Annotated in this window: 7 protein-coding genes; all 7 read right to left on the bottom strand. The window is 35.1% G+C overall.

The window, feature by feature from the left end:
- Positions 1-121 precede the first annotated feature (121 nt).
- The 7 genes from IW18_RS16740 to IW18_RS16710 all read right to left on the bottom strand — a co-directional run bounded on the left by IW18_RS16740 (position 122) and on the right by IW18_RS16710 (position 13180).
- Complete coding sequence (locus tag IW18_RS16740) at positions 122-2326, bottom strand: endo-1,4-beta-xylanase (protein WP_041519053.1); 2205 nt, start codon at positions 2324-2326, stop codon at positions 122-124.
- Between the two features lie 12 nt (positions 2327-2338).
- On the bottom strand, positions 2339-3706 hold the full coding sequence (locus tag IW18_RS16735) for a glycan-binding surface protein (protein WP_041519052.1): 1368 nt from the start codon (positions 3704-3706) through the stop codon (positions 2339-2341).
- A 36-nt stretch (positions 3707-3742) separates the two neighbouring features.
- The gene (locus IW18_RS16730) at positions 3743-5374 is read right to left on the bottom strand and encodes a RagB/SusD family nutrient uptake outer membrane protein (RefSeq protein WP_041519051.1); all 1632 of its coding nucleotides are present in this window, start codon (positions 5372-5374) and stop codon (positions 3743-3745) included.
- A 12-nt stretch (positions 5375-5386) separates the two neighbouring features.
- Positions 5387-8551 (bottom strand): SusC/RagA family TonB-linked outer membrane protein, encoded by a 3165-nt coding sequence (locus IW18_RS16725; RefSeq protein ID WP_115098663.1) that lies wholly within the window; start codon positions 8549-8551, stop codon positions 5387-5389.
- 604 nt (positions 8552-9155) lie between these two features.
- Positions 9156-9812, bottom strand: a complete 657-nt coding sequence (gene fsa / locus IW18_RS16720; RefSeq protein WP_041519049.1) for a fructose-6-phosphate aldolase — start codon at positions 9810-9812, stop codon at positions 9156-9158.
- Positions 9813-10362: 550 nt separating this feature from the next.
- Positions 10363-11688 carry a xylose isomerase gene (gene xylA, locus IW18_RS16715; RefSeq protein WP_041519047.1) on the bottom strand — a complete coding sequence of 442 codons (1326 nt, stop codon included), beginning with the start codon at positions 11686-11688 and terminating at the stop codon, positions 10363-10365.
- 4 nt (positions 11689-11692) lie between these two features.
- Positions 11693-13180 (bottom strand): xylulokinase, encoded by a 1488-nt coding sequence (locus IW18_RS16710; RefSeq protein WP_041519046.1) that lies wholly within the window; start codon positions 13178-13180, stop codon positions 11693-11695.
- Between the last annotated feature and the right edge of the window lie 2 nt (positions 13181-13182).

Genomic DNA, 13182 nt, shown 5'->3' with positions numbered 1-13182 from the left:
TAAAAATCAATTTTACGGTTTGCAAACGGTTTAAATTGGATTGCAAAAGTTAAGGAAATAAATAATCCATAGTACAAATCTATTTCTAGATTCATACTACGGATTTATTTGTGAGCAAAAATTATTTTTTTACTAATTCTCCTGAAAAGTCTTTACTTACATCTTTTCCTGCAAGACCATCCGCCGTTCCTTTATAAGCATGCTTACGAACATAGTTAGCATCCCAAAGGTTTGGAGATTCGTCAGGAAGCCAAAATTCATGCTCTTTTACACTATCCGAAACACCCCAAATTGTAATACCGTATTGTTGTGCTGCTGGAATATATTTTTTATAAGTATCTATTACATATTGATACATTGAAGCCTGAGAAGCTTGTTGCGCTACTGTTGGCGTTTTTGTTCCTAATCTCACATCTAATTCAGAAATTTTAATCAATTTTCCTGATGCTGCCAGTTTTTGAAACATCTGAGCAATTTTATCTTTATCTGTAGTCAAACTAATGTGCATTTGAGTTCCAATTCCGTCAACTTTAGCACCTTGACTTTCGATGTAAGTCACGTAATTGATTATTCCATCGCATTTATCTAATCTGGACTCTAAATTATAATCGTTTATAAACAGCTTATCAGTTGCATTTCCGTATTGACGAGCCAATTTAAAGGCTGTTACTGCATAATCTTTTCCTAGATATTTTATCCAAGAAAAATAATCTGTTGCGGTATCACCTTCTGTACCGTTTCTTAATGTACCGTCTTCTTTCATTGGCTCATTTACAACATCCCAAGCAAAAACACCAGTTTTGTAATGTGTCATCATTTTAGAAATCCAGTCTTGCATTGCAGCACCAATCAATTTTGTTTTTTCGGCATCGGTTTTTTCAACTGTAATTGGTGCCGTTGCTCCTCCTCCTGCCGCTGCGCCAGAAGTTACAACTACATTATCAATATAATATGTTCCTGCTGTTCCTCCTAAATCGAAGTTCAAACCTGTTTCTGTACCATTTGCAGTAAATTTCCATTCTACCAATTTCCATGTTGTCGATGTAGCCTGATCTCCTTGATAACGTGCTGTTGTTCCAGTTGTTGAACATCTAACTGAACCAGTTGCTTCAGATTTAATCATATACGAAATCGTATAATCTTTTCCGGATGTCATAGTAGAGGTAAACATTGAGTTAATCTGTGTTTTCCACTGATTTGCTGCGTCGGTTGTTGCATTTACTACTTTCATAGCTCCAGCTCCTTCATAAGCATTTGCCGAAGTTGCTGCACTTAATGCATCTGTTGCTCCATTAGCTTTTGTCCAGCCTGTAATTCCTGAATTAAAAGTTCCGTTTGAAACTAAATTGACAACGCCTGTAGCAGCATCAAGATCGACAACGGCTATTGTATTAACATCGATTAAATAGGTAACATTTGGAAGATATCCTAAATCTAAATTAAACTGAAAAGTCGTGCTTCCTGCTTTAAAATCTCCGGGGGCAAGTTTAATTTTAACTTGTTGCCATGCTGATGTTGTTGCAAAAGCTTCGGTAAAACTCCCTCCTGTATTATACCAATCTTTATATGGATATTGATTTGTCAATGTTGAACCAAAAGAAAGACGCCCTTTTCCTGCTACATCTGATTTGATGTAAAAAGAAATTTCATAATTGTGTCCTGTTACAATTGGTACATTTGGCGATGTTAACTGTAAACTATAAGGTTGTGCTGATGTTGCACTTGCGGCCAATTGAATTGCTTTTGTGGCACTTGCTAATCCTGCATTATCGATTACAGTGATTCCTTTTCCGGGATTATTTCTTGACCAATTGGTAAAGGCTCCGCTTTTTAAACCTGCTACATCCAATATGTTAGTTCCGCTAGAACCTGGAATTACGGTTGGGGCGATAAGACCGTTTAAGTAACTTGCATTTTGATTGGAATGCCAAACTAAAGTATGTCCAAAAACTGTTAGTCCTGCTTTTTTTGTTTCTGCAATAAATGCATCTATGGTTGTAAAGTTTATTTCGCCTTTTGCATTTACCATAGCGCCATGTTTCATGGCATAACCCGGAGTAACCTCATCAAAGTTCTCGTTTACTATTTTTCGGTACGCTGCATCGCTCATGTACAAATCAGCTCCAATTCCGTTTCCTAAAACAAAATTGGTGTAGCTTTTTAATGGCTCGTATCGGCTAATTTTTTCAACTAATTCTAACGGAAGCTCTGCTCCTGTTACTGCTCCATGATCTGGGTCTTTTTCCCATTCCATCAAATTATCATCACAGGATGACAAAACCAATAGAGATGAAGCTATTAAAGGGAATATATATTTTAATTTCATTTTGATGTTTTTTTAGTTAGAAAAATCATTGTAAACCGGTGTATTCAGCGAAACTATTCTCCAATTATCTGTGTAAACTTTTACTGAAGTAGCTTTTGAAGCAAATTCTACTTCGCTTGCAGTTCCTGTAACATCTTTTAATTTAACATCAGAGTTTTCGAAATACATACCAAAATTTTGATATGTTGCCGCTTCACGATATGCCAGAACTGCTTCGAATGTAAAGGCTGCTTTTGACCATGTGTATAATCTGTTTAACGGAATTGTAACTGTTGTCCAACCTGTGGGTTGAAAAGCTACTGATTTTCCGTCAACAATCCACGGAACAAAATTGTAACAAGCTCCTGTCCACTCTCCTCCGTTAAAATTATTGATTAAACAAATTTTTAAGAATCCTGAATCTTTCCATGCTTGTGGAACATAAATATCAAACTGAAACGCTACTTTGTCAAGCGGTGTACTTGCGGGAATGTAAGGTGTTAGTTGTGCTCTCCAATTATCAACTCCGTTTCCTGCTGTCCAAACTTCGGTACAACGGTTTTTTGCAGGATCAAAAGAAGCGATTCGAGCCGGACGATGCGGAACATATTTTCCTTGCGAAACATTTCCAACTCCAACTGCTGTAGATTCTAAATCTGTTGGTTGAATCATACTTGTACTTGTTCCCCAATATCCATGTTGCCCTTGTCCGTCGAAATTTAGTAATAATCCTTTTTTGAAATTGAAATAGGCTGGAGAATAAACTCCTCCATTTGAACTCTCTACAAATAATGATCCTCCAAGGTCTGAAACTCCACTTGGCATTGTTACTGTAAAAAATTCACCGTCAGGGTCTGATGTAATTCCGGTTGTTACTGCAACATTTCCTGGGAAAACTACTTTTTTAACTTCGGTTAAACCAGCACCTACAACAAGAATTTTTTCTCCCACATTAGGCATCGTATTTGAAATCCCGTTAATAACTGGTTTTCCTGATCGAATTTCAAAAGAAAAAGTGGTTTCGTTACTGTCGTTTGCAAATCGAATGGTATTTCGAACCGAAGGATCTGCATCTATGGTTGGTGTATCTGAAGAAACACTTATTATCATTGAATTATCGGATACATAAACTACATTAAAATAAGTGGAATATCCGTTAATATATACCTTTTTCAGACCTGTAAATCCTGAACCTTCTATACGTAAGGTTTGTCCTAAACGGGCAAAAGTAACTTCTCTATCCGGTACTGATGAGTTTACATCTTCTAAAAATACTCTACTGATTGTTATAGTTTTTCCGTTAGAGTCGTTATTATCACAAGCAGTAAATAGCATGCTAAAAACCATGATTCCTAGGAATGCGATGGGTGCCCAATACTTTTTATTTAAAATATATTTCATATTAATCTTTCTTTTAGATTTATTATTTTAATACTACTAGAATAAGTCTTTTATTCTTTCCTCTTTGAACTCGTACGGAACTGGATTTTCTCTCAATAAAGGGTTTTGAACAAGTTCTGATTCCGGATAAGGCAAAGTAAATATGGTTGCATCGATTACTCCAATCGCACGTGGACTTGTACTTTTTGAAGCATCTACTGAAACTGCGTTTGTTGCAGAATCATACAAAATTGGTGTTATAACACCTCTGTTTTGAGCGGTTACATAATTAATAACTTCTTGTTGTTTGTAGTAAGATCTACGAACCAGGTCGTACCAATATTGACCTTCCATACACAATTCTACTCTTCTTTCGTGAATAATATCTGCGTATGTTAATGTTGCTTTTGTCCCAAGTCCTGCACGTAAACGAAGTGCATTTATTGCGGTTACGGCACCAGCATCAGCAGTTGTGGCATTGTTTCCTAAAGCTGCTTCGGCATAATTTAAGTACACTTCGCCTAAACGTAGCATGTAAGTATTTAAACCTGAATTCATACGTGTGGTTTTAGGATTGTCTTTTGTTGATCCTACAACTCCTTTTTTTACTGTTAAGAAATCTTTGCTATGATCTACGGTATATCCTCCGTTTGATTTGTTAATTTCCGGATAAAAATCGTCGTCGGCCATCCAAGTTGCTTTACGACGAGCATCTTTAGATTCGTATTCTTGCAAAATATTGTATGAAGCTCTTGTCCAATATCCCCAAGCGGCATCATCACCAGTAACGTCAGATCCTATTGCGAAATAAGCTTGTTGTGTGTTATTTACGCCATAATCTCCATTTGGTACCCATTGTAGCGCAAACATTGACTCTGAATTGTTGTTGTTGTCGATTTTGAACAAATCGGCATAATTATCCATCAATTTGTATGGCCCTGCTGTGATTACTTTTTCGGCTGCTTTTTTTGCTAAATCAAGATATTCCTGATTTCTTGTTCCGCTGTTCGGATTGGCGCTAATTCCTGAATACGATAGGTAAACGCGTGATAACATTCCGAATGCACTGTATTTTGTTAAACGTCCTGATTGTCCAACTGTTTCAGGAAGGTATTTTGCTGCATATTCTAAATCGCGCATGGCAAATTCGTAAACATCTTTTAATGGATTTTTGTTTACAATTGGGTTTTTAACCAATTCTCTTGGATCTGTAGAAATAATTACATCGCCCCAAAGTGACGCTAAATACCAGTATGCTGTTCCTCTCATAAATCTTGCCTCGGCAATATATTTATTTTTAACAGTGGCACTAACCTGACTATCTGTAATACCTATGATAACATTATTAGATTGCTGAACTACATTGTACAATGATGCCCAAGCCGAAACTAATGGTCCTGTTAATCCTGTTTCTGTTAAATCTGTAAACGGATAAACATAGTCAGAAAAAGGAGCGTACAAATTAGCAGCACGTCCGTCGCCTAATCCATAATAGAATTTGTCATTAAAATCAAACCATACTTTATTGTAAAGTGGTCCTGTTGCTGCTTGAAAATCAGATTCGGTTTTATAGAAATTCTCTTTTGTAATTCGATCTTCTGGTTCATTTTCTAAAAAATCACTACAACTAACCCAAATAAGTGGCAAGGTGATCATAAGAACTCTGTGAAATATATTTTTTGTTTTCATTGTTTGTACGATTTAGAAATTAACATTTAATCCAAGAGTTGTAATGATTGGCGATGGATAACGTCCATTATCAATACCTGTTAATAGGGCATTTTGATTAATAGAACCAACCTCAGGGTCATAACCTTTGTACTTAGTGAATGTCAATACATTTTGCGCGTTTGAATATACTTTGATGTTCGAAATTCCCCATTTAGCATATAAACTTTTTGGCAAATTATAAGCGATTGAGATGTTTTTAACTCTTACATAAGATCCGTCTTCTATAAAGCGATTGCTTAAACGAAAGTTCGAAGCTGATGATGCAGACGAAGCTCCAATTCTAGGCATATAAGGATCTCCTCCAACAATTTGCACGTTTCTGTAATCGTTTGGTCCTGTTGGATCAATTAGTTCTAGTTGTGCATATCCTAATGCCGATTTTAATAAATTGGTATTCTCACGAGGATTTTCTAACCAGCGTCTTTGGTAATTCATTACTTCATTTCCGTAAGAACCTGTTAGTAATATATTGATGTCAAAACCTTTAAATGAGAATGAGTTATTGATACCGAAATTAAAATCAGGATTTGGATTACCAATATATCCTAAATCTTTTTCGTTTACAACGCCGTCTTTATTTTTATCTTCAAACATATAATCTCCAATCCAAACTCCATTTTCTCCAATTACCATTCCTTCCGGTAAAGCGGTTGGTTTTACAGCTCCTGTGTTGTCTTTATAATAAAAATCAGTTGCTTTTTCAAAACGTCCAATTACTTTATATCCGTAAAACTGTCCAATAGGTTGTCCAACTGCTGTTCTTGTCACAACTGTAACATCTGAACCTTGTTGAAGTGTTCTGTCGTAAACCCCAGATTCTGTATTAAGTGATAATACTTTGTTTTTGTTCATAGAGAAAATGAAACTTGATTTCCAAGTAAAGTCATTTCTTTGCATGTTGATCGTGTTTAGCGTAAACTCGATACCTTTATTTTCAAGAGATCCAATGTTGTATGTTGGTGGCGCAGTCGAACCTTGTCCAGATGTTCCGGCATAAGCAGGAAGCGCTAAATCAAGTAATAACCCGTCTGTTTTTTTGTAATACACATCGGCAACAAGTTCGATTCTATTTTTAAAAAGTCCAAGATCTAAACCAATATTACTCGATTTTGTTTTTTCCCATCCTAAATCAGGATTAGCGGTGTTGGTCGCAATTTGTCCGCTTCCCCAATTCGTTGCTGATGTACCGTATACTGATGTATAAGCATAATCAGGAACACTTTGGTTACCTACTACCCCCCAACCTAAACGTAGTTTTAAGTTATTGATCGTCTGGTTATTTTTCAAGAAATTCTCATTTGAAACTTTCCATGCAAGTGCTGCTGATGGAAACCAATCCCAACGATTGTCTTTGGCAAACTGAGATGAACCATCTCTTCTTAATGTTGCTGTTAATAGGTATTTATCATTAAAAGAATAAAATACTCTTCCAAAATAAGAACTAAGTGATCTTGTAATACTAGCATTTGAATTTCTTGCTGTTGTTGGATCTCCCGCATTCAAATCTGTAGCTCCATTTGTGATGTATCCAGAACGGTATCCATATAAATTTTCCCAATGTTGTTCTTGCATTTCCTCTCCCAACATTGCATTTACAGTATGTTTTCCGAATGTTTTATTATAGGTCAATAAATTATTCCAAATCCAGTTGTCACTTAGTGATTTTGTTCTGGTTCCTTCACGTACATCATTTACAAGTGCTCCAAATGTATAAGAAGGATTGAATGTGTAATTATTTCCAAAATTATAATCGATTGAATATTGTGATTTAAATTTTAATGCTTTTGAAAAACTAATTTCGGCATAAGTATTTGCTCTAACTCCATAATTTTCGCTGTGATTGTCTCTCATTAAAGCCAAACCTAGAGGATTGTTTTGAACAAATTCTGTCGTGTCTGGTCCATCAAAAGTACCATCGGCATTACGTGCAGCAACATTAGGCGTTTGTTTAAGTGCTGTTAAGATTAAAGCTCCGTCATTAAATGTTGTTACTTGCTCAGATTTGTTTAAAGCCATGTTTACTCCAATTTTTAAAAAGCTTTTTACCTGAGAATCGATTACTCCTCTAAGATTGAAACGATTAAATGAAGATCCAACAGCAATACCATCCTGATCTAAGTAACCAATTCCTAAAGCATAAGTAGTGTTATCTGTTCCTCCGGAAGCAGATAAATTGTAACTCTGCATCATGGCAGTTGTAAACAATTCATTTTGCCAGTTTGTTCCTTCGCCTAATAAATCTGGTCGTATAAAAGCATTGTCACGTTGTACAATTCCAAGATCTGCTCTTGTATTTTTAAGTGTTGCATACTCTCTTAAATTAAGGACTTGTAGTTGTTTTGGAATTTCCTGCCAACCTACATAACTATCAAAATTTAAGGTAAGATCTCCTTTTTTTCCTGTTTTGGTTGTAATCATGATAACACCATTTGCAGCTCTTGAACCGTAAATAGCAGTTGCCGAAGCATCTTTTAAAACGTCTACAGAAAGTACATCGGCTGGGTTAATTCCTGCCAATGGGTTGGAGTTCATAGATCCTGTATTTCCATCAATTACAACTCCATCAATTACATAAATAGGCTCGTTACTTCCTGTAATCGAACTTATACCACGAATACGAACTGAAGAACTTGCTCCTGGAGCTCCATTATTTTGCTGAATGTTTACCCCCGCTGCACGACCTTGTAATACTTGATCGATTGTTGTTGAAACTGATTGTGAAACTGCTGCACTATTAATAGATGAAACTGCTCCGGTTAAATCTCCTCTTTTCATGGTTCCGTATCCAACTACTACAACTTCTTTCAAATTGTTTAAGTCTTCTTCTAGTAGAACATCAATTTTACTTTTATTGGCTACAGATACTTCTTTTACTTTGTAACCTATAAAGCTGTATACCAAAATAGCGGTTGCCGGTGCTTTAATAGTATATGTTCCGTCAAAATTTGAAACAGTATTAATGTTACTGCCTTTTACAATAATATTTACTCCCGGTATTGGTCCGCTACTATCTGAAACTGTTCCTGAAACAGTTGTTTGAGCATTTACCGCAGCAGAGAATACTAACATGAAAATCAAGAAACCCAGATTTTTAAAGTATTTCGATTTGCTTTTAGTAATTAAAAAGTTAGTCATAAATAATTGGTTTAATTAGTTAATAGTATGGTTTAGTTAGTTTTTGTTTTATTGAGCTTATTTCCTTTATTTTTCTTTTGCAGAATATTAACGTTTTATAAGCCTTTATTGAAACAAATATATATAAAAAACAACAACACACAATCGGTTGCGTTAATTTTTTTTTCGAATTATTAAAAAATAGCCTCTAAAAAAAACACATTGCTCATTTAATTTTATAAAATATTAAAAATATGACAAAATAACCTTTCGCGCGTACGAAAACGTTAGAGATATCAAATCATTTACTCAAATATCTTAAAAAAAACACAAAAAGAAGAAAACCTATATTTTTTTTAAGTTGAAGCATTTTAATCAAAATTGATTTACAAAAATCTCTCAAAAAATTTGATTAAAACATCAAATAAAGCAAAGAATAAAACCTTTTACCCTCTTCAATAACAATATTTTAGCTATAAAGACGACAACTCTTTAAAAAAGGACAAAAACAGGCAATCGGTTGCACATAAAACAAAAAAACTCCCTTTAAACAGCGTTAAAGGGAGTGTGTAATTTGTTACATAAAAATGTAACAAATTATGAGGATTTTACAGATTCGAAAATCTTATAATTTCATCTTTTTTGCGTCTTCTATAAATTGATTCAATCCAATGTCCGTTAAAGGATGTTTCAACAATCCTTTGATTGCCGAAAGTGGTCCTGTCATAACATCTGATCCTACTTTGGCGCAATTTACAATATGCATGGTATGTCTAATCGAAGCCGAAAGTATTTGTGTTTGATAATCGTAATTATCATAAATTTCTCTGATCTCGGCAATTAAATGCATTCCATCTGTCGAGATATCATCTAGTCTTCCTAAAAATGGCGAAACATATGTCGCTCCTGCTTTTGCAGCCAACAATGCTTGTCCCGCCGAGAAAACCAAAGTAACGTTTGTTCTTATTCCTTTAAACGAAAAGTATTTACAGGCTTTTACGCCATCTGCAATCATAGGCAATTTTACCACGATTTGAGGATGTAATGCCGCCAGCTCTTCTCCCTCTTTAATCATTCCGTCAAAATCTGTCGAAATAACTTCTGCCGATACATCGCCATCTACAATATTGCAAATGTCAAGGTAATGTTTCAAAATATTATCTTTTCCTGTAATTCCTTCTTTAGCCATTAAAGACGGATTTGTCGTTACGCCGTCTAAAACGCCTAACGCCTGAGCTTCTTTAATATCTTCTAAATTAGCAGTATCTATAAAAAATTTCATGTTTTTTGGTTTTTTGGTTGGTTAAAATAGCGATTTATCATCGACTATAAATCGTATAGTTTGTCATTTCGACGAAGGAGAAATCTCCATAAGTAGCTCTACAAACTAAATCACCAATCTTTGTCGAGTTTCTGGTGAAGATTTCTCCTTCGTCGAAATGACAAGATTGTGGAAATTTCTTTGTCTAAATTAGTTAGTAGAGATGTACTGCAACGCGTCTGACTTTTAGCGAGAAAAAAATATGTATTTTGACTGATTCTGCTCTTCAAAAAACCTTCAATAAAAAATACTACTTATTATTTATCAAACTGACTTTTATTTATTTCAATTTAAAAAAATAGTAACTAAACCTTCAATCTATTTTTCTGAAATCTTAATAACAAAAAAGTCATAATCTTAATACATATTTCTAAAGTTTCACTTAAAAGTCATTTTCTAAACACTTTAACATTTTACGGCTATCATGTTTGAAATTGAATTCTTTTAAATATTTTGTAGAAACCTAACAGGTTTGAAAACCTGTTAGGTTTGGTTTTAAAATCTAAACCAATTAAATATATTGATTGATGATATTTTCAAACAATTCTTGTTTTCCACTTTGAAGATTTAATTCGCCATTTTCATTTGCGATATTGTACAAATCTTTTAAGTTTAATTTTCCGTCAGCAAAATCTTTTCCTTTTCCAGAATCAAATGAGCTGTATCTTTCTGTTCTTAATTTTTCGTAAGGAGATGATGTGATGATTTTATCGGCAGTCAATAATGCTCTTGCAAAAGTATCTGCACCACCAATATGAGCAAGGAAAACATCTTCAAGATCTGTTGAGTTTCTTCTAATTTTTGCATCGAAGTTTACTCCTCCACCTTGTAATCCACCAGCCTTTAAAAATACTAACATTGCTTCTGTAGTTTCTTGAATGTTGTTTGGGAACTGGTCTGTATCCCAACCGTTTTGGTAATCTCCTCTATTAGCATCGATACTTCCTAACATTCCTGCTTTTGCAGCTACTTCTAATTCATGTTGAAAAGTGTGCTGTGCTAATGTTGCATGGTTTACTTCAATATTGATTTTGAAATCTTTATCTAAACCATATTCTTTTAAGAATCCAATTGCTGTTGCTGAGTCAAAATCGTATTGGTGTTTTGATGGTTCCATTGGTTTTGGCTCAATAAAGAATGTTCCTTTAAAACCTTGTGCTCTTGCATAATCTCTAGACATTGTTAAGAATTGTGCCATGTGGTCTAATTCTCTTCCCATATCTGTATTCAATAAAGACATATAACCTTCACGTCCTCCCCAAAATACATAGTTTTCTCCATCTAAAGCAATCGTAGCGTCTAATGCCAATTTTACTTGTCCTCCGGCTCTTGCCACAACATTAAAATCAGGATTTGTAGCTGCTCCGTTCATAAATCTTGGATTAGAGAAGCAGTTAGAAGTACCCCAAAGCAATTTAATTCCAGAAGCTGCTTTTTTCTCTTTCAAGTATTCTGTGATTGTTGCTAAACGTCTTTCAGACTCTGCAAAAGTTGGCCCTTCGGCAATTAAATCATAATCGTGAAAACAAAAATAATCGAATCCCATTTTACTAATAAATTCAAAAGCTGCATCGGCTTTATCTTTGGCAGCTTGAATTGGATCTGATGACTGATCCCAAGCAAAATTTTGTGTTCCCGGACCAAACGGATCACTTCCTTGTCCGCAGAATGTGTGCCAATAAGCAATAGCAAATCTAAAGTGCTCGCGCATTGTTTTTCCAGCTACAACTTGCTCTGGATTGTAATATTTGAATGCCAAAGGATTATCAGATTCTTTTCCTTCAAATTTAATTTGACCAATACCTTTATAGTATTCTTTATTTCCTAAAACTATCATTTTTTTATTTTTTATGTGTTAATATAAATTCTAATTCTTGTTTCCATTTTTGATAAGCTGTTTCGTAAGGCTCTCTGTTTTTGAGCGGTAAAAAAGTCATTACGTGATCGTTGGTCGTAATGCTTGACCCAAATTTATTGTAATCTCCATCTTTTAAACCTACTGCTCTGGCTGCTCCAACTGCTCCTGTTGTGTTGTAAATTTCAATTTCATGACCTATTAATGTTGCCACTGTATTGGAGAATATCTCTGAGCGGAATAAATTATCATTTCCTGCTCTAATTACATTTATCGTCGCATTGTCATCTTTTAAACATTCCATTCCGTACACAAACGAGAAAGCAATTCCCTCAAGTGAAGCTCTAAACAAGTGTGCGTTATTATGAATATTTAGATTCAGATTTAAAAAATGGGTTCCAATGGTTTTGTTATTAAACATACGCTCGGCACCATTTCCAAACGGAATCACGACAACTCCATCTGATCCAATTGCAATTTTTGACGCTTTTCGGTTCATGGATTCGTAGGTTTCGTCGCCCATGTTATTTCGCAACCAACGGTATTGTATTCCTGCTCCGTTAATGTTTAATAATTTTCCTATTCTTGGTGTTTCTAACTCGTAATTAACATGAACAAAGTTGTTTACTCTGTTTGTTTTATTTCCTGTAGACATATCGCTCACGGCATAAAAAACTCCCGAAGTTCCTCCTGTTGCCGCAACCTCACCCGGATTCAACACATTTAACGACAATGCATTATTGGGCTGATCTCCTGCTCTGTATACTACTGGAATTCCTACTGGAAGTCCAGATTCTTTTGAGCCTTTTTCGTTTAAAACTCCTTGATTTGTAAAATTCTCTACAATCTCCGGCGTCAACGATTGGTCGATTCCGTAGTAATCCAACAACCAATTGGCTACTTTGTTTTCTTTATAATCCCAAAGCATCCCTTCAGATAAACCGTTTTTTGTGGTTTTAATATCGCCCGTAAGTTTATAAGCGATATAATCTCCCGGCAACATATATTTGTAAACCTGATTGTATATTTCAGGTTCATTTTCTTTTACCCATTTTAGTTTTGAAGCTGTAAAGTTTCCAGGAGAGTTGAGTAAATGCTCTCCACACTTTTCCTGTCCTAAATCAGCGTAAGCTTTATCTCCAATTTCGACTGCTCTACTGTCGCACCAAATAATAGAATTGCGCAGTGCATTTCCTTCTTTATCCACAATTACCAATCCGTGCATTTGGTACGAAATACCAACGCCCAAAATTTTAGATGCATCAATATTTGCTTCGCGAATTGCTCTTTTGGTTGCTACACAAATGTATTGCCACCAAATTTCAGGGTCTTGTTCTGCCCAATCTGGGTGCAACGACACAATTTCCATTTCGTTTTGCGGTTCATGCAATACGATTATTTTTTTTCCGGTTTCGGCTTCTACCAAAGCAACTTTGACAGAAGAACTTCCAATATCATATCCTATATAATACATAA

This window comes from Flavobacterium hibernum (assembly GCF_000832125.1).
Taxonomy (GTDB): domain Bacteria; phylum Bacteroidota; class Bacteroidia; order Flavobacteriales; family Flavobacteriaceae; genus Flavobacterium; species Flavobacterium hibernum.
The sequence above is the reverse complement of the archived record's forward strand: the minus strand, read 5'-3'. Positions and strand labels throughout refer to the sequence as shown.